The 23,380-nt window shown below is 63.3% G+C and carries 23 protein-coding genes and 1 pseudogene; 6 read left to right on the plus strand and 18 right to left on the minus strand.

Going from position 1 to position 23,380, the window contains the following annotated elements; translation table 11 throughout:
- Positions 1–17 precede the first annotated feature (17 nt).
- The 4 genes from KVG96_RS04010 to KVG96_RS04025 all read right to left on the minus strand — a co-directional run bounded on the left by KVG96_RS04010 (position 18) and on the right by KVG96_RS04025 (position 4,571).
- Positions 18–740 (minus strand): TylF/MycF/NovP-related O-methyltransferase, encoded by a 723-nt coding sequence (locus KVG96_RS04010; protein WP_065259304.1) that lies wholly within the window; start codon positions 738–740, stop codon positions 18–20.
- Positions 737–1,603 carry a 2OG-Fe(II) oxygenase family protein gene (locus KVG96_RS04015; protein WP_217890911.1) on the minus strand — a complete coding sequence of 289 codons (867 nt, stop codon included), beginning with the start codon at positions 1,601–1,603 and terminating at the stop codon, positions 737–739. Before KVG96_RS04015 ends, KVG96_RS04010 begins: the two co-directional genes overlap by 4 nt.
- Positions 1,604–1,775: 172 nt before the next feature.
- A complete protein-coding gene (locus tag KVG96_RS04020; RefSeq protein ID WP_217890912.1) occupies positions 1,776–3,389 on the minus strand; it encodes an inorganic phosphate transporter in 1,614 nt (537 codons plus the stop codon).
- A gap of 159 nt (positions 3,390–3,548) precedes the next feature.
- Entirely contained in the window at positions 3,549–4,571 is a 1,023-nt protein-coding gene (locus KVG96_RS04025; protein ID WP_085629593.1) for a transporter, read from the minus strand.
- Positions 4,572–4,844: 273 nt separating this feature from the next.
- Between KVG96_RS04025 and KVG96_RS04030 the strand changes: the two genes are divergently transcribed.
- On the plus strand, positions 4,845–6,467 hold the full coding sequence (locus tag KVG96_RS04030) for a methyl-accepting chemotaxis protein (RefSeq protein ID WP_217890913.1): 1,623 nt from the start codon (positions 4,845–4,847) through the stop codon (positions 6,465–6,467).
- Between the two features lie 731 nt (positions 6,468–7,198).
- On the opposite strand, the gene KVG96_RS04035 is transcribed toward KVG96_RS04030, so the two are convergent.
- On the minus strand, positions 7,199–7,504 hold the full coding sequence (locus tag KVG96_RS04035; protein WP_217890914.1) for a PepSY domain-containing protein: 306 nt from the start codon (positions 7,502–7,504) through the stop codon (positions 7,199–7,201).
- Between the two features lie 153 nt (positions 7,505–7,657).
- Here KVG96_RS04035 and KVG96_RS04040 point away from each other — a divergent pair, with 153 nt between their 5' ends.
- Entirely contained in the window at positions 7,658–8,536 is an 879-nt protein-coding gene (locus KVG96_RS04040; RefSeq protein ID WP_217890915.1) for a sterol desaturase family protein, read from the plus strand.
- 1 nt (position 8,537) lies between these two features.
- On the opposite strand, the gene KVG96_RS04045 is transcribed toward KVG96_RS04040, so the two are convergent.
- Both KVG96_RS04045 and KVG96_RS04050 read right to left on the minus strand, forming a co-directional pair.
- Complete coding sequence (locus tag KVG96_RS04045; RefSeq protein ID WP_217892433.1) at positions 8,538–9,155, minus strand: helix-turn-helix transcriptional regulator; 618 nt, start codon at positions 9,153–9,155, stop codon at positions 8,538–8,540.
- A gap of 66 nt (positions 9,156–9,221) precedes the next feature.
- Positions 9,222–10,346 carry a glycerophosphodiester phosphodiesterase gene (locus KVG96_RS04050; protein WP_217890916.1) on the minus strand — a complete coding sequence of 375 codons (1,125 nt, stop codon included), beginning with the start codon at positions 10,344–10,346 and terminating at the stop codon, positions 9,222–9,224.
- Positions 10,347–10,561: 215 nt separating this feature from the next.
- On the opposite strand from KVG96_RS04050, the gene KVG96_RS04055 reads away from it, so the two are divergent.
- Positions 10,562–10,888, plus strand: a complete 327-nt coding sequence (locus tag KVG96_RS04055; RefSeq protein WP_217890917.1) for a DUF2025 family protein — start codon at positions 10,562–10,564, stop codon at positions 10,886–10,888.
- Positions 10,889–10,997: 109 nt separating this feature from the next.
- Here KVG96_RS04055 and KVG96_RS04060 read toward each other — a convergent pair whose 3' ends face one another.
- Both KVG96_RS04060 and KVG96_RS04065 read right to left on the minus strand, forming a co-directional pair.
- Entirely contained in the window at positions 10,998–11,318 is a 321-nt protein-coding gene (locus KVG96_RS04060) for an antibiotic biosynthesis monooxygenase family protein (protein ID WP_217890918.1), read from the minus strand.
- On the minus strand, positions 11,315–12,022 hold the full coding sequence (locus KVG96_RS04065) for a CTP synthase C-terminal region-related (seleno)protein (RefSeq protein ID WP_217890919.1): 708 nt from the start codon (positions 12,020–12,022) through the stop codon (positions 11,315–11,317). The genes KVG96_RS04060 and KVG96_RS04065 overlap by 4 nt, the downstream gene beginning before the upstream one ends.
- 78 nt (positions 12,023–12,100) lie before the next feature.
- Here KVG96_RS04065 and KVG96_RS04070 point away from each other — a divergent pair, with 78 nt between their 5' ends.
- On the plus strand, positions 12,101–12,979 hold the full coding sequence (locus tag KVG96_RS04070; RefSeq protein WP_367617474.1) for a LysR family transcriptional regulator: 879 nt from the start codon (positions 12,101–12,103) through the stop codon (positions 12,977–12,979).
- Positions 12,980–12,985: 6 nt separating this feature from the next.
- Here the strand turns inward: KVG96_RS04070 and KVG96_RS04075 are convergent, their stop codons facing one another.
- The 3 genes from KVG96_RS04075 to KVG96_RS04085 all read right to left on the minus strand — a co-directional run bounded on the left by KVG96_RS04075 (position 12,986) and on the right by KVG96_RS04085 (position 15,456).
- A complete protein-coding gene (locus KVG96_RS04075) occupies positions 12,986–13,510 on the minus strand; it encodes a DUF1003 domain-containing protein (RefSeq protein WP_217890921.1) in 525 nt (174 codons plus the stop codon).
- A 127-nt stretch (positions 13,511–13,637) separates the two neighbouring features.
- Complete coding sequence (locus tag KVG96_RS04080) at positions 13,638–14,711, minus strand: diguanylate cyclase (RefSeq protein WP_225927208.1); 1,074 nt, start codon at positions 14,709–14,711, stop codon at positions 13,638–13,640.
- Between the two features lie 136 nt (positions 14,712–14,847).
- On the minus strand, positions 14,848–15,456 hold the full coding sequence (locus KVG96_RS04085) for a TetR/AcrR family transcriptional regulator (protein WP_217890922.1): 609 nt from the start codon (positions 15,454–15,456) through the stop codon (positions 14,848–14,850).
- A gap of 214 nt (positions 15,457–15,670) precedes the next feature.
- Between KVG96_RS04085 and KVG96_RS04090 the strand changes: the two genes are divergently transcribed.
- Positions 15,671–16,732, plus strand: coding sequence for an MBL fold metallo-hydrolase (locus KVG96_RS04090; RefSeq protein ID WP_217890923.1), 1,062 nt, complete (start codon positions 15,671–15,673; stop codon positions 16,730–16,732).
- Between the two features lie 39 nt (positions 16,733–16,771).
- On the opposite strand, the gene KVG96_RS04095 is transcribed toward KVG96_RS04090, so the two are convergent.
- Positions 16,772–17,089: a helix-turn-helix domain-containing protein gene (locus KVG96_RS04095; RefSeq protein WP_217890924.1), complete on the minus strand. Its 318-nt coding sequence runs from the start codon at positions 17,087–17,089 to the stop codon at positions 16,772–16,774.
- Positions 17,090–17,334: 245 nt separating this feature from the next.
- On the opposite strand from KVG96_RS04095, the pseudogene KVG96_RS04100 reads away from it, so the two are divergent.
- Positions 17,335–18,471 (plus strand): annotated as a pseudogene (locus KVG96_RS04100) (hypothetical protein).
- Positions 18,472–18,474: 3 nt separating this feature from the next.
- On the opposite strand, the gene KVG96_RS04105 reads toward KVG96_RS04100, so the two are convergent.
- The 5 genes from KVG96_RS04105 to KVG96_RS04125 all read right to left on the minus strand — a co-directional run bounded on the left by KVG96_RS04105 (position 18,475) and on the right by KVG96_RS04125 (position 23,087).
- Positions 18,475–19,452, minus strand: a complete 978-nt coding sequence (locus KVG96_RS04105) for a hypothetical protein (RefSeq protein ID WP_217890925.1) — start codon at positions 19,450–19,452, stop codon at positions 18,475–18,477.
- Positions 19,453–19,469: 17 nt separating this feature from the next.
- Positions 19,470–19,886 (minus strand): very short patch repair endonuclease, encoded by a 417-nt coding sequence (locus tag KVG96_RS04110; protein ID WP_217890926.1) that lies wholly within the window; start codon positions 19,884–19,886, stop codon positions 19,470–19,472.
- 178 nt (positions 19,887–20,064) lie between these two features.
- Positions 20,065–20,778 (minus strand): HNH endonuclease, encoded by a 714-nt coding sequence (locus KVG96_RS04115; RefSeq protein ID WP_217890927.1) that lies wholly within the window; start codon positions 20,776–20,778, stop codon positions 20,065–20,067.
- A gap of 251 nt (positions 20,779–21,029) precedes the next feature.
- Entirely contained in the window at positions 21,030–22,277 is a 1,248-nt protein-coding gene (locus KVG96_RS04120) for a ribonucleotide-diphosphate reductase subunit beta (RefSeq protein ID WP_085578244.1), read from the minus strand.
- 546 nt (positions 22,278–22,823) lie between these two features.
- Positions 22,824–23,087, minus strand: coding sequence for a DUF2790 domain-containing protein (locus tag KVG96_RS04125; RefSeq protein WP_085578243.1), 264 nt, complete (start codon positions 23,085–23,087; stop codon positions 22,824–22,826).
- Positions 23,088–23,380: the final 293 nt, after the last annotated feature.

Genomic DNA, 23,380 nt, shown 5'->3' on the forward strand with positions numbered 1-23,380 from the left:
CTGCCCCCACTGCGCGATCAAACGTGGAAGTAACCCACGCACGAATCGAACGGCAGGCGCTTGAGCTCGATCTTGTTCAGGTCCAGCACTTCGCGCAGGGCCTTGGTTTCGCCCGGGAAGTTGCGGTAGGCCACTTCGTCCAGCACCACGATGGCGCCTTTTGGCATGTACGGCAGGAAAGTCTCCAGCGCGACCTTGGTCGACTCGTACAGGTCGGTGTCCAGGATCAGCATGGCCACGACCAGGTCAGGACGGGTCTTGACCCACTCCGGCACGGTCTTGACGATGTCGCCCTTGACCAGTTCGCAGCGCGGAATGCGGTTGACCGGACGCAGCAAGTCGTTGGCGTCGATCATGTCCTGGATCAGCGACTGGTCGGTGTCGGAGAACATGGTTTCGTTGACGTCGGCCGGATCGTCGGTCTTGCTGATGCTCTGGAAGCCTTCGAAGGTGTCGAAACCGACGATGGAGCGGTTGATCGCGTACGGCTCCAGGATCATCGACAGGTGCATGTAGAGCATCAGCGAGTTGCCCTTGTACACGCCGCACTCGATGATCGCGCCCGGGATCTCGGCGACTTTCTTGAACAGTTCCATGCGCGACAGCGCGGCGGTGACGCCGATGCGGTTGGCGAACACGAACGGGGCATCGGCCACGTATTCGGCGTCCACGCGCTTGAGGACGCCGGCGCGGGTTTCGTTGTATTGGGCTTCGGCAGGCGTGATGCGACGCTTGGTCATTGCTGGATTCCTTGGAAATTCGAGAAGTCGTGGGCGTGGAAGTAGTCTTTGAAGCCGGCGCCGACGTCCGGGCACGCGCTGTCGACGTTGATCGCGCCGCGGTTGTGCTTGAGGTCATCGAGGTGCATCAGGCGGAAGTCGACGCTGAAACGGGTGTGTTGCGTGTGGTTGGCGACCGTGCCGTGCAGGTGCGAGCCGGAGAATATCAGCATGTCGCCGGTGTTGCCGGCCACGCGCAGTTCGGCCGCGGTGTCGATCTCTTCCAGCGGCACCGGGTGCACGCGGACTTCTTCCTTGAGGTTGTCCTTGGCCTTGTGGCGCTGGTTGTTGATCCAGTCGTTGAGGCTCCACTGGGCGGACGAGTTCTTCACCGGCACATCGAAGTAGCTGGTGTTGATCATCATGGTCTGGTCCGGGGAAATGGTGTGCACCGGCATCCAGGTGTTGATCTGGCAATCGACGCTGCCGTACCAGGTGTCGCGGTGCGGCTTGTAGGCGTAGCTGACGCCGGCGTGCAGGTAGTCGTAGTTCGGCACCACGCGGATGCGCGGCACGTCGAAGATGTATTCGCGCGGGTCGACGCCGATCTCGTCGATGAAGCTCAGGATCAGTTCCTTGGCGCGCAGGCTGTTGGTGAACTGGCCCTTGAGGCGGGTCACCAGCACCACGAACTCTTCCACCGGCATCAGCGTGTGCAGCGCCTGGTGGCGGGTTTCGCCGTCGAACGCGGCGGTGATGCTTTCCTGGGCGAATTCGCACAGTTGGCGGGCGGCGCGCAATTGGGTGTTCAGGAAGATGTCGCCGGCGTAGATGGCTTCTTTGAAGTCAGCCTTTTGCTGCAGCTGATTGATATACAGGTTCACGGTTCTTTTCCCTGAATGCATCGAGTGACTTAAGAGTCGGCATCATGCCGGCAAACTGAAGTGCAATCTGAACGGCCGGTGCCCGATGGCGTGGTTATCGGACGGCCGGCGGGCATGCACGAAAAAATCCCGGCCCTGAAACGGGCCGGGATTTTTTCGTGCGGCGGGCGGTTCAGAAAATCAGGGTGAACAGCCAGTACAGGCTCCCCGACAGCACGATCGCCGCCGGCAGCGTCAGCACCCAGGCCATCAGCAGGTTGCGGATGGTCTTCATCTGCAGGCCGCCGCCGTTGGCGACCATGGTGCCGGCCACGCCGGAGGACAGCACGTGGGTGGTCGACACCGGCAGACCGAACATGTCGGCGGCGCCGATGGTCAGCATCGCCACGGATTCGGCCGACGCGCCCTGGGCGTAGGTCAGGTGGGTCTTGCCGATCTTCTCGCCGACCGTCACCACGATGCGCTTCCAGCCCACCATGGTGCCCAGGCCCAGGGCGATGGCCACGGCGATCTTCACCCACAACGGAATGAAGCGGGTGGCGTTGTCGATCTGCTGCTTGAACAGTTGCAGCTTGCCGGTGGCGTCGGCGTCGAAGCCGCCGACCTTGTTCTTGTCCATCAGGCGGATGGTTTCGCTGGCCAGGTACATGTCGTTGCGCACGTTGCCCATGGCCTCGGCGGGCACCCTGGACAGCGAGCCATAGCCTTTCACTTCCTCACCGATGTGCCCGGTCAGTGCGGCGAGGGCGGGGATCAGTTGCGGCGTCGCCTCTTTGCTGCGCACGTAGTCCGACAGCACCGGGCGCGGGTCGGCCGGGGCCGGCAGCGGCGCGTGCTTGACCAAAGCCTGTTGGGTGACCTCGGCCACCGCCGCGAACTGCAGGGTCTGGTCGGCGGGCATGGTGCGGTTCAGCGCGTAGGCCATCGGCAGGGTGCCGACCAGGATCAGCATGATCAGGCCCATGCCTTTCTGGCCGTCGTTGGAGCCGTGGGCGAACGACACGCCGGTGCAGGTCAGGATCAGCAGGCCGCGGATCCACCACGGCGGCGGGGTGTCGCCCTCGGGGGCCTTGTACAGCGAACGGTTCTTGACGAACGCGCGCAAGGCCAGCAGCAACAGCGCCGCGCAACCGAAGCCCACCAGCGGCGACAGCAGCAGGGCGTAGCCGACCTTGGTCGCCTGGGCCCAATCCACGCCGCTGGTGCCGTCGCGCCCGTGCATCAGGGCGTTGGCCACGCCGACGCCGATGATCGAACCGATCAGGGTGTGCGACGACGAGGCCGGCAGCCCCAGCCACCAAGTGCCGAGGTTCCACAGGATCGCGGCGATCAGCAGGGCGAAGATCATCGCGAAGCCGGCGGACGAGCCGACCTGCAGGATCAGTTCCACCGGCAGCAGGGCGATGATGCCGAACGCCACCGCGCCGCTGGACAGCAGCACCCCGAGGAAGTTGAAGAAGCCGGACCACACCACCGCGAAATGCGGCGGCAGCGAATGGGTGTAGATCACCGTGGCCACGGCGTTGGCGGTGTCGTGGAAGCCGTTGACGAACTCGAAGCCCAGCGCGATCAGCAGCGCCACGCCCAGCAGCAGGAACGGTGTCCAGGTGGTGACCACGGTGCCCAGCTCGTGCATGTCGTGCATCAGGCTGTAGGCGGTGAACAGCAGACCCAGGGCCAGCACCGCGAAAAACACCACATAGGTGAAGGGACCGGTTTTCTTGTCGAGGGCTGGCCTGCCGCTGGAAGCGGACGGTTGGCCGGCGGTCAGGGAGGGCGTCGCCATGGGAGGACATTCCTGAGCGGGGGAAGGAGTGTCGCCCATGATCGTTGCTGAATATTACAGAGAGACTGCGGCAGATCAGTGTTTGGTGGATTGACTGCGCCGTCGGTCCGGATCCGGACGGGCCGGCGCCACCGCAAGCAGGCTTGCGATGGCGGCAACTCAGTAATCGCGCCGTTTGCGAAACGCCCAGCGTCCGGCGATCAGGGTGAACGTCGCCACCAGCGCCACCAGGATCCAGAACCCCTCAGGATCCTGCGCCAGCGGCACGCCGCCGACGTTCATGCCGAAGAAACCGGCGATGATGTTGATCGGCAGCGCCAGCACCGTGACCACGGTCAGGGTGAACAGCGTGCGGTTGCTCTGTTCGTTGACGTTGGCGGCGATCTCTTCCTGCAGCAGTTTGATCCGCTCGCCCAGGGCCGTGAGGTCGTTGATGATCAAGGCGAACTCTTCGGTGGACTTGCGCAGTTCCTTGACGTCTTCCTTCTGCAGCCACGCCGGCGGGCGGTTGAGCAGGCGCAGCAGCGAGCCCGGCTCCAGCGCCAGCAGCCGTTGCAGGCGCACCAGCACCCGGCGGTTGGCGCCCAGCTCGGCGCGGTTGGTCGACAGCCGCGAGGACAGCAGTTCGTCCTCGACCTGATCGACGCTCAGGCTGGTCTTGCGCACGATCTGGGTCAGCACTTCGCCCTGGTCGCGCAGCAGGTGCACCAGCAGCTCCAGCGGCGAGCGGAAGCATTCGCCGGCCTTCACCGAGGAACGCAGCTTGTCCACCGAGTGCAGCGGTTGCAGGCGTGCGCTGACGATCAGCTTGCCGCGCACGCAGACCCACAGGGTCGAGACGTCCGAGGACACCATGCTGCTGAGGTTGAACACCACGTCGTTGACCACCGCCAGCAGGGCCGAGTCGACGTGCTCGATGCGGGTCGAGCGCGAGCCTTCGTGCAGCGCCTCGAAGAACTCCTCGGGCAATTGCAGGTGGCTCTTCATCCAGCGTTCGCACGCGGCATGGGCCAGGTTCAGGTGCAGCCAGAGGAACTCGTCGCCTTCGCCGTCGTTCTGCAGGCAGCGCAGGGCCGTGGCCGAATCGACTTCGCGGCCGCGTTCGCCGGGGCGGAAGCGAAAACCGTAGAGCAAACCGAACAGGTCGGGATCGCGATGACCGAGGTCGAGGCTGTGGTTCATGGAGACTCGCAGGGGAGGGCGTCTGTCGCGGGAGAGACAGGCTCACGTGTGCCCCATCATGGCGACGCTTTGTGACGGTTGCGTGACGGCAAAGTGACTGCCGTTCAAGGGTTTACCGGCGGTCGGATTTTTCTCAAGAAGCGCGCTGGTGCGCCGATCACGCATAGGTTAGGTTGCGCGCCTTCGGCCAAGAGCCAAGGCCCGCCGACACGGATGTCCGGCACCATTCACGTCTTACCGGGCGTGCCTCATCCCTGTCATGAGTACCTTGCGATGCTGCAAAAATCCCTGAGAGCGCAAATTCTCGCCCTGCTGAGCGGCAGCCTGCTGGCGATGCTGTTGATCGCGCTGTCCTGCTTCCATTTCCTGTCCAACGGCGTGCAGAGCTACAGCCAGCTGATCGCCGGCCCGCTGCACACCTCGCAACTGATCGACGAAGCCAACCTGCAGTTCAAGGTGCAGGTGCAGGAGTGGAAGAACGTCTTGCTGCGCGGCAAGCAGCCGGCGGACCTGGCCAAGTACTGGGGCCAGTTCGAGGAGCGTCAGCGTGACGTCCAGACCATACTGGGCGAGCTGGCGGGCCAGCCCGGCATCGAGCCTTCGCTCAAGAGCCGCATCGAGCGCCTGCGCGAAGAGCACCGTCTGCTGGGCGCCGCCTACCAGAAGGGCCGCGACGCCTACGTGGCCGCCGGGGCCGATCCGGCGGCCGGCGATGCCGCCGTCAAGGGCGTGGATCGCGCCGCCAGCGACCAGATGAGCGAACTGGTGGCCGAACTGCGCAAGCAAGGCACCGAGCAATCGGCGCTGATCAGCGCCAGCGCCGACCGTACCGTGTGGCTGGGCCTGTTGGTGATGCTCGCCTCCGGTCTGCTGATCGGCCTGCTGAGCCTGTGGCTGGTCAACCGCAACCTGGTCGAGCCGATCCGCAAACTGATCGGTTACGTCAGCCTGTTGAGCCAGGGCAAGTTTGCCGAGCGCGTGGCCAGCAACCGTCAGGACGAGCTGGGCAACCTGGCCGCAGCGGCCAACACCCTGCGCGATTTCCTCGCCGAGACCTTCAGCCACCTGCAACGCAGCGCCAAGGACCTGGACAGCGCCAGCGGCGAGCTGAACGCCATCGCCACCCTGATGGCCGGCGGCACCAACGAGCAGTTCAGCCGCACCGATCAGGTGGCCACGGCGATGAACGAAATGTCTGCCACCGCCCAGGAAGTCGCTCGTCACGCGGCGGACGCGGCGCGGGCCGCCGACGATGCCGACCAGTCCGCCCAGCAGGGCGAGAAGGTCATGCAGAACACCATTCACGCCATCACCCAGATGCGCGGCGAGATCGCCAACACCGCCACGGTGATCCGTCGCCTGGAGGCCGACAGCGGCCGCATCGGCAAGGTGCTGGAAGTGATCCGCGGCATCGCCGAGCAGACCAACCTGCTGGCGCTCAACGCCGCCATCGAAGCGGCCCGTGCCGGCGAGGCCGGACGCGGTTTCGCGGTGGTGGCCGACGAGGTGCGCAACCTGGCGCAGCGCACGGCGGAGTCGATCATCGAGATCAACCAGATCATCCACAGCGTGCAGACGGGCGCAGTGGACGCCGCCCACGCCATCGACAGCGGCCAGACCCGCAGCGACGAAAGCGTCGAGCAGGTGACTCAGGCCGGCGCCATGCTCGAGCGCATCACCCACGCGGTGGAAGCGATCCGCGACATGAACCGCCAGATCGCCACGGCGGCCGAAGAACAGACCTCGGTGGCCGAGGACATCTCGCGCAACCTGACCGAAATCACCTCGATCGCCAGCACCAACCTCGACAACGTCCAGCGCACCGAAAGCGCCAGCCAGAACCTGCACGGGCTGTCGGGGCAACTGAACGAAGTCACCGCCCGCCTGAGCGCCTGACGCCTGCGAACCTGTGGGGGCCAGACTGTTGGCGGTGGGGCCGGCACTGGAGATGCCAACAGTGCCGGCCCTATCGCTGGCAAGCCAGCTCCCACAGGTTCCGGGTCGTTCACAGATACAGGGCTGAACCCAGACACTGTGGGAGCCGGTTTGCCAGCGATGGCGGTGGGTCAGGCAACAGGGATGTCGGCAGTGCCGGCCTCATCGCTTGCAGGCAAGCTCCTACAGGTTCCGGGTCGTTCACAGATACAGGGCTGAACCCAGACACTGTGGGAGCTGGCTTGCCAGCGATGGCGGTGGGTCAGGCAACAGGGATGTCGGCAGTGCCGGCCTCATCGCTTGCAGGCAAGCTCCTACAGGTTCCGAGTCGTTCTCAGATGCAGGGTTGAACCCAGACACTGTGGGAGCTGGCTTGCCAGCGATGGCGGTGGGTCAGGCGGTAGAGATGTCGGCTGAGCCGGCCTCATCGCTTGCAGGCAAGCTCCTACAGGTTCCGAGTCGTTCTCAGATGCAGGGTTGAACCCAGACACTGTGGGAGCCGGCTTGCCAGCGATGGCGGTGGGGCAGGCAACAGGGATGTCGGCAGTGCCGGCCTCATCGCTTGCAGGCAAGCTCCCGCAGGGGGTGCGGTGTGCAGGGATCCATTGCGGGAGCCCGCCTGGGCGATGGCGTCCGTTCAGCCAGCGCCGGCCAGGATCAAGTCAATTGCCCTGCAAAGGGGCATCTGCCGTTCAGGTGTCCTGCTTGTTGCTCAGCACCTTACCGGTGGTGGCGTCGAAGTCCACGTCGAATTCCTTGCCGTCGGCGGTGCGCAGTTCGACTTCGTACTCGTAGCCGTTGAAGTGGTTATCCAGGTCGGTGTCGGTGATGGTGGCGCCCGGATGCAGTTTCAGCGCGGCCTGGTTCATTTCTTCCAGCGGCTTGATCTTGCCGTCCTTGACCAGTTGCGGGATCTGGTCGACGCGCACGTCGGCCTGGGCCAGGCCAGCGGTGAGGGTCAGGGCGGCGGCGGTGAACAGGGCAGTCAAAGTCTTCATGGTCTATTCCTTTGGGTGATTCATTCAAGTGGCTTCAGGTTAGCCGCCGCAACTTAACTCACCCTTAAAAAGCGCCGCGGCGGTTTGCGTCGTTTGTTCAATTGCCTGGCGCCCATCCCTTTCATGCTCGGCCTTCATTCAATGGAGGTGGACATGAGACTCATCCTTGCGTGGTGTTACGCGCCGCTGTTCTTCGCAGGATTCATCGGCGCCGCCGTGTGGCTGGCGGCCGCATCGGCCTGGTGGCTGCTGCTGTTGTTTTTGCTGGCGCTGGCGGTGTCGTTCGCGGCGGAGCGGGCCTTGCCCTACGAACCCGACTGGAACCGGCCCGCCGGCGACCGCCGCCGGGATCTGCTGCACGCGTCGGTCAACGAGGCGTTGAACGCCCTCGGCCTGCTGGCGCTGCCGGGGCTGGCGGCGCTGCTGTCGGTCGACGGGCTGTGGCCGCGGACGTGGCCGTTGTGGCAGCAGCTGGGCCTGGCGGTGCTGGTGGCCGACGCCGGCATGAGCCTGATGCATTACGCCAGCCACCGGGTGCGCTGGCTGTGGCGGCTGCACGCGGTGCACCACAGCGTCGAGCGCCTGTATGGCTTCAACGGCTTGATGAAGCATCCGCTGCACCAGGCGCTGGAGGCCACGGCGGGCCTGTTGCCGCTGCTGGTGCTGGGGATTCCCGCCGAGGTCGCGGTGCTGCTGGCGTTCGCCATCGCGATCCAGCTGTTGCTGCAGCATTCCAACGTCGACATGCGCCTGGGGCCGTTGCGTCATGTCTTTGCCTGGGCGCCGCTGCACCGCTTCCACCACATGAAGTACGGGCGGGCGGGGGACGTCAATTTCGGGTTGTTCTTCACCGTGTGGGACTGGCTGCTGGGCACCGCTTTCCACACGCAGGATTACCGGATCGGTGCGGGCGATCTGGGCATCGGCAGCCGGCCGGATTTCCCCCGGGACTACGTGGCGCAGTTGCTTGACCCGTTTGCGAACGCGCACCTGGCCAAGGAGCCGGCGGTGCCCGAAGCGCTGCGCCGCTGAGTCAATCCAGCAGCCGCAGTTCCATGTGCTGCAAGGCCTGGCGGGCGGTAACGCCGAAGAGCTTTTTCAGGCTGCGGGAAAAGTGCGCCGAATCGGCGAACCCGGCGGCATGGGCGGCCTCCGTCACCGGGCGCCCGGCCAGCACCTGCGCCATCGCCAGCCGCAGGCGCCGCCACAGCACCAGGCGCCGTACCGGCAAGCCGACCTGGCTGACGAACAGCCGCTGCAACTGGCTCAGGGACACATGGGCACTGTCGGCCACGGTGCGGGCGGCGATCTTGTCCGTCAGCGAGGCGTCGATGGCCACGAGTGCGCGTTCGATCCGGGGATCGGCGAGCCGCCGGCGGGGGCATTCGCGCAGGGCCCGGCCGAGCGCCGGCAGCGAAAGGGCCGCATCGGACAGCGCATCGCGCAGCACTTGCGCCTCCAGCATCAAGGGCTCGGCGTACACCGTGAACAGCGGATCCGGCGCCTCGACGATGGCGTGGCGAACCTGTGAAGGGATCAGCAGGCGAGAGGCAGTGACGGGGGCATCATCCAGCAGCACCGTCACCGGGCGGCCGGGGGCCAGAATCAGTTGATGGGCGTAGTGGGAGTGGGGCGCGGTGCGCCCCGACATCCCGTGGATCAGGCCATGGTCGCGCCCGAGCCACAGGCGGCCTGTCCACGGGGTGTCCGGCTTCACTCAGAAACCGTTGTTCTTGAGCACCTGATCCACACTGGCGGCGGCCGGGCGCTTGTAGAACTTGAGCAGTTCGCTGGCGCGGTTGGTGAAGATGCCGTCCACGCCGGCGGCCATGACCTTCTCGAAGTCCACCGGCTCGTCGACGGTGTAGACGTGCACCAGCAGGCCCTGGTCGTGGGTGTACTGGTTCATCCACGGCTGCACCAGGTCCGAGTAGCTCTGGTCGCCGCCGTGGGTCAGCTTCGCCGACGGACCGGTGCCGATGGCGCCCTGGGCCTTGGCGTAGTCGATCCACTGCTTGAACTCGGCCTCGGATTTCGGCTCCTGCTTGCCGTAGTAGGTGTTCTTGTCCTTCTCGCCGGAATCGGCGAAGGCCACCTTGGATTTCGGCTCGATGCTGCCTTCACCGACCCACAGCAGCAGGATCTTCGGCACCTGCGGCATTTCCTTCTCCAGCAGCTCCAGGCTGTTCTTCTCGAAGGTCTGCAGGATCACCTTGCCTTTGCCCTGGCCGACGCCCAGTTCGCTCTTGGCCGGTTTCGAACCGGCCGGGCTGAGCCAGCCGCGGTCCTGCAGCTTTTCCTTCAGGTCATGTTCGATGCCGGGGAACAGCTGCGGCTCCTTGGTTTCGATGTACAGGCCCGGCTTGTGCTTGGGGTTGGCCTGGGCGATGTCGATGATTTCGTCGAGGGTCAGGATCTTCAGGCTCGCATAGGAGGCGCGCGCGCGGTCCGGGTAGGCCTTGTTGTACCAGCTGCCGGCGTCCAGGGTTTTCAGCTCGGCCATGGTGAAGGCGTTGGCCGGGCTGTCCTTGCGCTCCGGGAACTTGGCGGCGACGTCGGTGGTGCGCTGCAGGTTGTTGTCGTGCAGGGCGAACAGCACGCCGTCCTTGCTGCGCTGAAGGTCCATCTCCAGGTAATCGGCGCCCAGGTCGCGGGCCAGTTTGTAGGACGCGGCGGTGGATTCCGGCGCGTCGAAGGAAGCGCCGCGGTGGGCGATCACCGCCGGGCGCGGAATCCCCAGGGAGGCGGCCAGTTCGGCAGGGGCCGGCTGGGCGGCTTGGGCCTGGCCGAGACCGAGCATCAGGCTCAGCATCAGGGCGCTTTTGGTGAAAGTGGCGGGCATGTCGAGGTCCTTTCGCAGGTATTTTCGAAGATGTCCCTTTTAGCAACTCAAACGAAAACGTGCTATCGCAAGACCGACATAAACGTACTGAAAGCGAAAATTTCCGCACTTTTGTGCGTTTGTTTGCAGTACGCTTGGCCACGGCAACCGCCCCGGCAGAGGGTGTGCCTCAATGCCCTGCGTGTAAACCTTCGATCACTCTTGTGAGGTTTACCATGCGCATCACATCCCAACTCATCTGCCAGGCCGCCGACCAGCTCAAAGGCTTCGTCGGCCTCAACCGCAAGACCGGCCGCTACATCGTGCGCTTCAGCGAAGACTCCTTCGGCATGGACGTGGCCGACGACGGCATCGTGCCGGCCAGCGAATTCGTCTGGGCCCAGGCCCCGGACCAGGCCATGACCCTCAAGCGTGAGCTGATCCAGCTGCTGCTCGACCAACACATCGATGACCGGATCAACATCACCGAACCGCTGCGGGTGTACATGCGCAAGCGGGAGGTACCGGAGATCGTGGCGGTGCGCAGTCTGGTCAAGGGCTGAGTCCGGGATGACCCGTCTGCAGGCCGGCTATCACAGCGGATCGTGTGATCGCCACGGATCCTGTGTGGCTAGCCTGCTGGCGATGGGGCCCTCAATGACACTGCAGCTTTCAGCCGAACCGGTAATCCCGCTCCACCTTGCACACCCGCGTATGAAACGCCGAATACCAGGTCGAACGCCCGCGCTCGCGGATGGCCTGGTGTTCCGGATGGTTCTTCCATGCCAGGATCGCCGCTTCGCTCGTCCAGTACGACACCGTGATCCCCACGCCGTCGTCGCCCCGGACCGACTCGGCCCCCAGGAAACCCGGCTGGCGTTGCGCAAGTTCCACCATGCGGGCGGCCGCCTCGGCATACCCCTGGTCGCCCTCGGTGCGGGACGAGGTGAAAATCACTGCGTAGTAAGGCGCCTGTGGGGTCTGGGCGATCATGGCCGTCCCTGCGCGCAGGCCTGGACAAACGCACGCACCAACGGCGGCAGCCGGCCCTTGAGCGCTGCCCGTTCGGGCTGGAACAGCGTGGCGACGAAAAACGGGTGATCCGTCAGTTCAATGGCCCGCAGATCGCCGGCCGAGTCGTGGCCCACTGCGTGCAGTCGTTGAGTCAACAGTTCCCTTTCGAACTGCGGATTCACACCGTAGCGGCAGCGATAGCCTTCGTTGATCTGCGACGTTTCATACGCCTTGGCGATCAGCGAACCGGCCGCCAGATGAATGCTGTCCACCGTCTCCACCAACGCGCAGGCCAGCGGCGCAAGCACTGCGCGGTTCGAATCCGGGGACGTTTCGCCGTGTTCGGCATCGGTCCAGCCCAGTACATGGCGGGAAAACTCCAGCACCGCATGCTGAAAGCCGCCGCAGGTGCCGAGGAAAGGGCGCTGGTGCTCGCGGGCAAAACGGATCGCCCGCAACGCGCCGTCTTCGCTTCTGTAAGGGCTGGCCGGGACGCACCAGACACCGTCGAAGGCCTCCAGGGGCGTATCGGCGTCGATCCGGTCGGTGGCCAGCCAGTCGAACTGCACAGTCAGGCCGGTGTGTTCGGCAGCCATGCCGAGGGCGACGGGGATCGCCTGGTGGGCGGTGACGTTCGGGTCGCGGTCGCCGATCAGGGCGATGCGCAGGGCTCTGGATTCCATGAGAGTTCACCGTGCTTGTTGTAGGTCCGGGTCCACTATAGATTGGCGTCCACGCACTCAATATTGGCGTTTGCCCAAGTGATCAATGCAGCCGCGCACTATCGTCTCGACTACCCGGATCTGTCGCTGATCCTCGCCTTGGTGCGTGGCGGCTCCCTGGCCCGGGCTTCGCAGTTGCTGAAAGTGGACGTGTCGACCGTGTTCCGTGCGGTGCGTCGCCTTGAATCCGCGCTCGGCCAGCAATTGTTCGAAAAGAGCCGCGCCGGTTACTTGCCCACCACACTGGCGCGGACGCTGGCTGAACAGGCCGAGCGCGCCGAACAGGCGCTGGAGGCGGCGCGAATCGGCGTGGAGCAGGGCGGGGACGTGGTCAGCGGCACCGTGCGCCTGACCTGCACCGACTCGGTCTTGCAGGGCCTGTTGCTGCCGGCGCTGGTGCAGTTCATGCCGAATTACCCGGCGCTGACCCTGGAGCTTTGCACCTCCAACGATTTCGCCAACCTCAGCCGCCGCGACGCCGACATCGCCCTGCGCCTGACCCGCACGCCGCCGGAGCATCTGGTCGGACGGCAACTGGCGAAGATTTCCTACCGGGTGTGCGCCAGCGAGCGCTACTTGCGCAACGTCGACGCCACGGACCTTGGCGCATTGGCCTGGATCGCACCGGACGATTTCCTGCCCGATCACCCGACGGTCGTCTGGCGCCGTCAGCACTGGCCCGGCGTGACGCCTGCCTATCGGTGCAACAGCATGCTGTCCGTGACTGAACTGGTGCGGGGCGGATTGGGGGTGGCGGCGTTGCCGGACTTCCTCATCGGCGACGGCCTGCAAGCCTTGAGCGAACCGCTGCACGGTCACGACACGGCCCTGTGGCTGCTGACCCGGCCGGACTGCCGGGCGCTGCGTGCGGTGGTCACGCTGTTCGACGAGCTGGGGCGGGCGTTGCGTTTGCCTTGACGCGGCTCAGCGCTGCGGATTGTCGCGCATGTGCTGGTGCAGCTCGCTGGTCAGGCTTTCGATGCGCTCGGTCAGGTTCTTGGTCATTTCCGTGAGCCGGGTGTTCTGCTCCAGCAGTTCGAGCAACTGTGCGGTGTTCTTCGCGGCCTGGGCCTGGCGTTCGCTGTTGGCCACGGCCAGCGCTTCGCGGTGCTGCGCATCGGCCTCCGACTGGGCCTTGTCCCGTGCGGCCTGGCGGGTCTGGGCCAGCAGGATCAGCGGCGCGGCGTAAGCCGATTGCAGGCTGAACGCGAGGTTGAGGAGGATGAAAGGGTACACGTCGAAATGGGTGACGCCGGACATGTTGAGCACGACCCACAGCACCACGACCAGCGTCTGCGCCCCCAGGAACATGGGCGTGCCGAAGAACCGCGCAAAGGCCTCGGCGCGCAGGGCGAAGGCGTCGGTGCCGAAGGTGGGGGCGAGGTGGGCGTGGGGGCGATGGAAGCGCAGGTGGTCGACTGGGGATGAATCGGGTTTGGACGGGGTCATGGTCGGCTCGGTGGGGCTTTGGGGATTGGGGTCACTATAGCGTTGCGCGGGGGCGGGTGGCCGGGTTGACGGCCACTGCAGAACATTGTGGGCGCCAGCCAAGGCGCTGCAGGACGCGGGGGCGTCCTCAGACGCTGGATCGGCTCAAGGCCACGCAGACGGTGTTCCGTCCGGTGTGCTTGGCGGTGTAGAGCGCCTTGTCGGCGTCATCCAGCCAGTCCAGCGCATCGGGGTAAAGACCTTGATAACGGGCCAGGCCGATGCTCAGGCTGACCCGCAAGGCGGGCACGTCAGGGTGGCGGTAGCGATCCAGGGCCTGGCGCAGTTGCTCCATCAAGGCCTCGACCTTGTTCAGCGGCAGGTTGGGCAGGATCGCGCAGAACTCGTCGCCGCCGTAGCGGCCCGCCAGTTCGCTTTCCGGCAGCAGGCGTTTGACTTCATGGCTCAGTTGACGCAGCACGGTATCGCCGACGATGTGGCCGTAACTGTCGTTGATCGCCTTGAAGTGGTCGATGTCGATCAGGGCCAGAATGGCTTGGCTGCCGTGTTCCCGGCATTGGTCGAACTTCAGGTGCAGCAGGTCTTTCCAGGCGCCGTGGTTGAGCAGGCCGGTCAGGCTGTCGGTGCGGCTCAGGGCGCTGAGGGTGCGCTTGTGTTCGGCCAGCTTGATCGCCAACCGGTAGCAGACCATGCCCAACGCCAGCGGATAAAGGGTGAGCATCGGCAGGCAGGCCCAGACCTGGACCGGCGTGGCCGTGAACGTGAACCGCACGCCGAACAGCGCCCAGCCCAGCAGCACGCCGGCCAGCTGGGCGAGGGCGCCGGGCACGAACAGGCGCAGGCCGCCGGCGGCGACGTTGTTCATGGTCATCATCGAGAGGATGGTCACGGTGGTCAGCGGGTTGAACTGGAAGCACGCGGTCCAGAAACCGCCGCACACCGAGTCATACAGCAGGTTGCGGCGTTCGGCGCGGTAGGGGAAGGCCGAGCGGCTTGAGCATTGGTAGGCGAGGTGGGGCCAGATAAAACCGTTGAACACCAGCAAGGCCCAGAGCCAGGCCGGCATCTCCAGCGGATAGAGGGCGGCGCCGACGCTGAAGAAGCCGACACCCAGGCCGATGGTCCGCGGCAGGTAAATGCGTCTGGCGAATGACAAGCCTTTGCCGCGATGGTTTTCCATGATGTTCTGCGCCAGATTCATTCTGAAACACTTTGATGTGTTTTTCTCGGACTTACCGTTCATCGGCAAATTGTCGGACATTGTCATTTATTCCAGCGGGAATAATCAGTGTCCTTCCGAGCCATTTCACCGTGGGCAGAAGCAGGGCAAGCCCGGTCTAGAGCTGATAGCAGGCCAGGAACATGTCCAGGGCGGACTCCACCACGGTGTGTTGCATGTCGGGGTTCAGCGCGGCCCGGCCCATGGACATCTGTGGCCAGAAACCGAACGCCTTGATCAGCCCCTGTATCTGCTGGGACGCGAACTCAGGATCCACCGGCTTCAGCCGGCCGTCGGCCTGGGCGGCCCGTATCCATGAGGTCAGGCCTTCTTCCCGTTCGCCCAGACGTGCCACCATGTTCTGCGCCCGTTCCGGGGAGTGAATGGTGGTGGCGATCACCACCCGCGCCAGGGTCAGGAAATTCTCGTCGGCCATCAGTTGCACTTTGGCCATCACCCGCTCGCGCAACTGTTCGCGCAGGGGCAGGTCGGCGCTGTAGGGCGTGGTCTGCTCGGCGGAAATCCGCGCCCACAGTTGGTTGAGAATTTCGGCGAACAGCTCCTCCTTGCTGGGGAAGTGGTTGTACACCGTGCGCTTCGACACCCCGGCGGTGGCCGCAATCTTGTCCATGCTGGTGACGTCGAAACCGTTGGCGCGGAATTCGGCGATCGCCGCCTGGATGATGGCTTCGCGTTTGCGGTCGGTGAGGCGTTGGGGGGCTGTCATAAGTTCGATTCGGCAGGCAGAGGGTGAAATTACACTCGGCAGTTTACTTGTCGTCCGGTTTGATGCAACCTAGAAAGTACACCGGTCAGTGTAATGTTGCGTTAATCGGTGCACCCTAAAACCAGATGTCCGGCTGATGCGTGCGTGCCTTGGCCATTTACTGTCCTACCCTTGGAAACCGTGCAATTGCACGGTGCTCTGGAGTCATTCCGTCATGGCCGAATCCGTTTCTTCGATGAGCAACGCCACCGCGCCCGAAGCCTCCCGCCAGGCCCAGGGGCTGTTTCGCAACCATGCGCCGGTGCAGCGTGAAGGTGTTGGCAAGATGATGCGCATCATGTGGAACATGATCTTCCACAAGCCGCGCAATACCCGCCCGGCCGCCGCCATCCCGGTGCAGGCCCTGACCCGCGCCGACTTGCTGGCTGCACCGGACCGCAGCGTCTACCGCCTCGGCCATTCGACCCTGTTGCTCAAGTTGCAAGGCAAGTTCTGGATCACCGACCCGGTGTTCGCCGAGCGCGCCTCGCCGGTGCAATGGGCCGGCCCCAAGCGCTTTCACCAGCCGCCGATCAGCATCGACGAACTGCCGCCGATCGAAGCGGTGATCCTGTCCCACAACCACTATGACCACCTCGACCACCAGGCCGTGCTCAGGCTGGCGGACAAGGTCAAGGTGTTCCTGACCCCGCTGGGCGTGGGCGACACCCTGATCAAATGGGGCATCGATGCCGACAAGGTTCGCCAGTTCGATTGGTGGCAAGGCACCGACGTCGCCGGCATCCGCTTCGTCGCCACGCCGTCGCAGCACTTTTCCGGTCGCGGCCTGTTCGACGGCAACAGCACCCTTTGGGCTTCATGGGTGATCATCGACGGCGACACGCGGATTTTCTTCAGCGGCGACAGCGGCTACTTCGACGGCTTCAAGCGCATCGGCGAGCAGTTCGGCCCGTTCGACCTGACCCTGATGGAAACCGGTGCCTACAACGTCGAATGGCCCCACGTGCACATGCAACCGGAAGAAACCCTGCAAGCCCACCTCGACCTCAAGGGCCGCTGGCTGTTCCCGATCCACAACGGCACGTTCGACCTGGCGATGCACGCTTGGCACGAACCCTTCGACCGCATCCTGGCCTTGGCCTGGGAGCGCAGCGTCGCCATCACTACCCCGCAGATGGGTGAGGCCTTCAACCTGACGCAACCGCAGCGCGGGAGCGCTTGGTGGCTGGCGGTGGCAGGAGAAGGCGACACCGAGGTGGCGGTGCAGGGGGCCTGATCCCGTCCCGGCCGGTTCGCCTCCCTGGGGTGAACCGGATCATTCCGCCATCGCGAAGTCGCTGCGACCGCCAAGATCCTGCGTCACACCCTTCACATTCCCGCCCCGCGCCGGCGCGAAGCCGGGAAAAAACACCAATCCCTGCGCCTCGAACCGGTAGGTCAGCGCCAGCCGCGAGGCCTCCGCCACGTCCTGCTGCGCTTCGAAGCGCTGGATGTCATCCGTGGAGACGCCGGCCTCCCGTGCCAGCGCCTCCACGCTCCAGCCCAGCATCGCCCGGGCCTGGGCACAATGGGTCGGGGTGAACTGGAACAGGGCAATGCGTTCGAGAATGAGGTTCATCGCGGAAGTGGCCATGGTGAGCTCCGGGCGCAAGAATGCTGGCTGAAAATATACTGTGTTTTTGTACAGTTGTTTTCGGGCCTGATCAAACGCAATTTCGCGTTTTTGCGGGCCAACGCTGGCTGACCGGACGAACGGTTCAGGCCCCGACCCGCGGCGGTGCCTCGATTCCCGCACGCAACCTCGCCATAATGCGCCCCGCGCTTGACTGCGCCGGTTCCAAACCCGGCGCGACCTCCTACTCATTCAAGGATCGATTCATGTTCAAGGGATTGTTGCGTCCGGCCGTGTCGGCCGCTGCGCTGTTCACACTGATGACGGCCGCTCACGCCGACGATACCCGTCAGGTCTTCACCGGCACGCTGGGCAAGATGCCGATCGTTCTGGAAGTGAACACCGCCGATGCCGAACAAGTGAGCGGTCGCTACTTCTACGAGAAATTCCACCGCGACCTGGAGCTCGGCGGCGCGTTGCAGGACGGTGTGCTTACGCTCAACGAAGGCAACACCCGTTACAGTGGCGACAACCCCCTGGCCACCCTCACGCTGAAACGGATCGGCAGCGGCTGGCAGGGCGAGTGGCAGAGCCCGCAGGGCAAAAAGCTGCCGGTGCAACTCACCAAAGCCGCATTGCCCGTCCCGGCGCCAGGCGCATTGCCCTATGTCGCCGCGCTGCCGGACAGCGACCCCTACGAGTACCTGCGGTTGCGCGGGCTCAAGCTCAAACCGGTGAAAAAAGAGACGTTCATGGGGTACGACCTGCAATGATGGGCAGAGCCTGAGTCGAAGATTTCACTGTTCACCGTCGAGTCCGGCTACACGAAAGAAGAACGGCAACGCATCAATGAACACCTGCTCGGTCGGCTCTGGGGTGAGGTCAGCGACTATCACCGCTGCATGATGGATGGCGGCGAATATGCCGAGTTCGATCAGGGGGCTGCCCCCACGTTCCTGTCGCCGGAGGTGGTCAGCCTGGAGATTTCCACCGGCTACAACTGCGGCGGCGCCCATCCGGACTTCGGCAGTTCGCCGATCAACCTCGATGTGCGCACCGGCGAGCTGTTGAAGCTCAAGGATGTGCTGTGGATCGGCGAGCCCGACAGTCAAGCGACCGAATACGATCAGGGCAAGGTCATGGCGCCATGGCTGGTCAAACAGTTCGCCACGCTTTATCCCGAAGAAATGAAGAAGCCTGCCGAAGACGACGGCGAGTGCGACTACACCGACGAAAGTGTCTGGGGATACTCCGACTGGCACTTCACGGCGAAGGGCATTTATCTGGGCGCTTACTTCGCGCGCATCCAACGCAATTGCGACAACCCCGAGTGGTCGGTGTTGCCGTACTCGGTGGTCAAGCAACACCCCGGCGCCGTCAGACTGCAACTGCCCCAGGGCTGACCGTCACGCCAATCCCGGCGCTTCCCGCACAATGAAGTGATCCAGGTTTTCAATGTTTGCACTGAACACCCCGAACGTCTGTTCGGGGCTCTTTTTGCTCGGCACCTGCTTCAACTCCGGCGTCACGCCATAGAAGAAACAGAACAGTTCCTTGTCGCTGTCGATGGCGTGCTTGATCTCTTCCAGGAACGCCTTGCGCTTGCGGTAGTTGTCGATGAGTTTCTTGCTCAGGTACACGTTCACCGAATACGGCTTCTTCTTGGCCTCGCCTGCTTGCTTGAACCAGACCTTCTGCTCGAAGTCGATGCGCAGACTTTGGGTGTAGTCCTTGATTTCCTTGATCTTGCCCCAGTAAATCAGCCCTTTGTTGTCCAGCAGGTATTCGACTTTCTTGAAAAACGACCCATAGGGCGCGGTGTGCTCGCCGATCTTGAGCGGCATGCGCTTGAGCAGATCCTTGTCGGCGAAGTTCGAGACGAAGCACTCCACCGGGTGGGCGAAGACCGAGGTTTTGTCCGGCGCCGTATTGCGACCTGCGGACGGCTTGGCGCCCGTCGGTTCTGCACGGACCGGATCGTCCCGCCGCACATCCGCCGCCGTCTCCGCCGCCGCCGGCTTGCGCACGTACTCACGCCGGGTCAGCAGCAACTCAGACGGGAAATGCTCTTCCCGTCCGTCGTCTCCGTCCTCCGTCTCGCTTCCGGAAGCCGGCGCCTTCGAACTCGCATACGGACACCCCGTCACATGCCGGGTGGTCGTCAGGTTCTTGAAGTGCGGCGTGCGCACGTAGTTCACGTTCTTGGCATTGAACGTCACCAGGCCGTTCGACACCTCGAACGCCATGCGGCAGGCATCGTTGGGGCACTGGAACTGTTCCTTGGCCGAATCGAAGTCCACCGTCTCATCGAAGTTGAGGTCGCGCACGTCATAGATCGAAAGTTTGTCGTCGAGGCTGACGCAATAGGCGAGGTCGAACTTCATGGCGGGTACAGGTTCCTTCAGTGGAGCGGAGCGGTGAGCGACTGAATGCGTTGCTTGACGCGATCAAGATCCTTGAGTTCGCACTCCCAGATCACATCGACACGCCAGTCCAACAGCTTCAGCTTGTTAATGCAACGCTCGTCCCGACGGCTATTGGCCTCGAACTTCTGCGACCAATACTCCGGGCGCGTTTTGGGAATGGACGCGAACTTGCAGCCATGCCGGTGCCAAAAGCAACCGTGCACGAACAGGCACAGGCGATGTTTGGGAAAGACCAGGTCAGGCGTCCCCGGCAGGTCTCGCCGATGCAAACGAAACCGCAGCCCCATCGCATGGCATAAAGAGCGCACGACCCGTTCAGGCTTGGTGTCCTTGCCCTTTATCTGCGCCATGAGCCTGGAGCGCTGCTCTGCCGTGATCCGGTCTGCGCACATACCGATCCGCCTCTTGGGGCTTGCGTCTGCGGACAAGCATGGGAGCGTTGCGGCGACGAGGTCAAGGCGCTGTGGCGAGGGAGCTTGCTCCGCTGTGGTGCGAAGCAGCCCTCGCCCTCAAGCAAGCGCGACTGCTGCGTAGCCGAGCGGGAGCAAGCGCCCTCGCCACAGAGTACGGTTATTCGGCCACCAGCCGCTTAACCCGCTGGTAGAGCTTCTCAGTGAATGCCTCACGGTCATTGGAGTGATGGCAACGGCGATGACAGTTCGGGCACAACGCCACAGCGTTGGTGATTTGATCGGAGCCCTTATCGGCAAGCGGTTTGACGTGGTGGACTTCCAGAAACGGCAAATCGAATTTGTGGAAGGGGGCGGGTTCTCCGCAGCCTTCGCAATGACCGTTGGCTTCATTGCGAACCCAAGCCCTGACGCCGGGATCGCGAACAAAGACGGTGCGGGAGTTTTCAGCTTTCTTCGGCTTTTTGATGCCCTTCGGCGGTTCCTTGAACTCAAGCTTTTGAAGTGCAGCGGCACGGCGCTCCAGCGTTTCTTCATCCGCCGTCGGAACAGTCGGGTTGCCCGGTTGAACACCCCGATCAGCAAGCGCGTCCCGAATCCAATGCTCAACTTTCGGCCCCACATTCTTGGCTGGCGGGTAGCCCTTGATGGGTTGCCGATCCATTGTCGCGAGAACGCTGGAGATGTTCTGCATTCGGAATTCGACGGAGCTTTTGGTGCGAGTGGGCAAGGCCGAGGCACGCAGAACGCGATTCTCATGGGCCTTGTTGAAGGGGTGGCCGGCCAATTCCAGCTCAAGCATCTTCAGGTAGGTATCAACAGCTGCCTGAATTTCAGACACGCTCCAGTCGCTGTCTTTCTTTTTTTCGCTCATACAATCGCCGAGAGTTGAAATCCCTCGGACGATACTGAGTGGCCATCACGAATGTCTACGAAAATTCCTACAGAAAGTCGCGATAAATCTCACGAACACTCCTACAAAGGCACAACGCTGAAGATGTTCTGAAATGATGGGAAGGAGCAGAACTATTCCTCACCCAACAAAAAGCCCCGATCAGATCGGGGCTTTTGCTTTTCCGGCTTGTCGATTCAGAACGCAACCGTCAAACCGTGGCGAACCTGGAATCAATCCCAGCTCAACGCCCCACCAGTCTGGTACTCGATCACACGAGTCTCGAAGAAGTTCTTCTCCTTCTTCAAGTCCATGATCTCGCTCATCCACGGGAACGGGTTAGTGGTGCCTGGGTATTCTTCCTTCAAGCCGATCTGCGACAGGCGACGGTTGGCGATGAACTTCAGGTAGTCCTCCATCATCGCCGCGTTCATGCCCAGTACGCCGCGAGGCATGGTGTCGCGGGCGTATTCGATTTCCAGCTGGGTGCCTTGCAGGATCATCTGCGAAGCTTCTTCCTTCATTTCGGCGTCCCACAGGTGCGGGTTTTCGATCTTGATCTGGTTGATCACGTCGATGCCGAAGTTCAGGTGCATGGATTCGTCGCGCAGGATGTACTGGAACTGCTCGGCGACGCCGGTCATCTTGTTGCGGCGGCCCATGGAGAGGATCTGGGTGAAGCCGCAGTAGAAGAAGATGCCTTCGAGGACGCAGTAGTAGGCGATCAGGTTGCGCAGCAGTTCCTTGTCGGTTTCGACGGTGCCGGTGTTGAATTCCGGGTCGGAGATGGCGCGGGTGTATTTCAGGCCCCAGGCGGCTTTCTTCGCGACCGACGGGATCTCGTGGTACATGTTGAAGATCTCGCCTTCATCCATGCCCAGGGATTCGATGCAGTACTGGTAGGCGTGGGTGTGGATCGCCTCTTCGAAGGCCTGGCGCAGGATGTACTGGCGGCATTCCGGGTTGGTGATCAGGCGGTATACGGCCAGGGCCAGGTTGTTGGCGACCAGGGAGTCGGCGGTGGAGAAGAAGCCCAGGTTGCGCATGACGATGCGGCGCTCGTCTTCGGTCAGGCCTTCCGGGTTTTTCCAGAGGGCGATGTCGGCGGTCATGTTGACTTCTTGCGGCATCCAGTGGTTCGCGCAGCCGTCCAGGTACTTCTGCCAGGCCCAGTCGTACTTGAACGGTACGAGTTGGTTGAGGTCGGCGCGGCAGTTGATCATGCGCTTTTCGTCGACGGCGACACGGGCGGCGGAGCCTTCGAGTTCGGCGAGGCCTTCGGCGACGTCGAGCGAATCCAGTGCGGCCTTGGCGCGGGCGACGGCGGCCGAGTCGTTGGCGGTCACGGCGCGGGCCTCGAGGGCGGCGGCGCCGCCGGCGCTGTCGAGGCGGTCCAGGGTGGCTTCGGCGTTGTTGCCGGCGGCGGCTGGTTTGGCCGCTGCTTCACTGTCTTCTTTGTCGAAATCGTCCCAGCTCAGCATGACGTGTCGTCTCCTGCGTGAGGGCCGGATGCCCGTGTGAACACCGGTTGTGGGTTGTTCACACGGCCGTACCGGCCGCGTTGGATCTAAAGGAATCGTTTTTTGCAGCAGCTAAGGCAGGCAATAAAACTTGAATTTGTACGGGTGCCGGGAGCCTCTGATGGGCGCAGGCGTCGTCGGACGCTGCTGCGAGGCTCCGGACTGGCTGCGCATCCCTGTAAGGGAATATTGCAGGCCCGTTTAGGGCGGCATTATAGGGAAATTTTTCCCGCCGTGGTGGGGCGAATCCGCGCATGGGGCGGTCAGGAGGGCGGCTTTTTCGGTCGGAGCGAGAGTTTATGGGGCTTTGGCGGCCGAAGATTTTTTTTCGCAAAAATCTCGCGTTTGCGGGTTTGTTCAAAAAACGAACAAAAAAACTGTGATTTCACTACATGTTGTGTTTTGCAAGCGCTTTCGGCATTCGAAAACACAACTGAGCCCGGCCGAAGCCGGGCTGGAATCGACGCTCAGCGCATCGCTGAACGGGCCGGTTCGGTGCGATCCCGGTCAGCCGTTGGAGCAGCCGTTGCCCATGACGCTGTAACGCAGGATATGACGCTGGCCCTTGGAGTCGTCGTATTCCATTTTCATCGGCACCACTTCACACACATTCGGCACTTCGCTCATGGACACCACTTTGGCGATGTCCAGGTGGGTGGAGTAAGTGTATTCCTCGATCACCGGTTGTTGCTGCGCGACATCAGTCGGGACCTCGTCTGCCATGGCGGTTGCGCACAGACTGCTGAGGGCCAGAACCAATAAAGCTTTCATTTCAAAGTCACCTTCTTGAGGTCGAGTGGGGGCACGCAACCTTTTTGGGGTTGCGTGTGGAACTTCATTGCTTGGGTTACTTGAAGCGGAGCGTGATTAACGGCCTTCGTGGGGGCTGTAACGTTGTTAATCGCTTTGCCTTGTCGGCGAGGCAGATTCTAGGGAGGCGGGGTGGGGGTAAACAGAGCGGGTTTTGATAAACACCTTTGGCAGATTTCGTAACAATCGCCCGATATCGTGTAAGCGGTGGCTTACCGCAGAGGCGCTCCGCCTGGAAAACCGAGTCACCGCAA

Source organism: Pseudomonas ekonensis (assembly GCF_019145435.1).
Taxonomy (GTDB): domain Bacteria; phylum Pseudomonadota; class Gammaproteobacteria; order Pseudomonadales; family Pseudomonadaceae; genus Aquipseudomonas; species Aquipseudomonas ekonensis.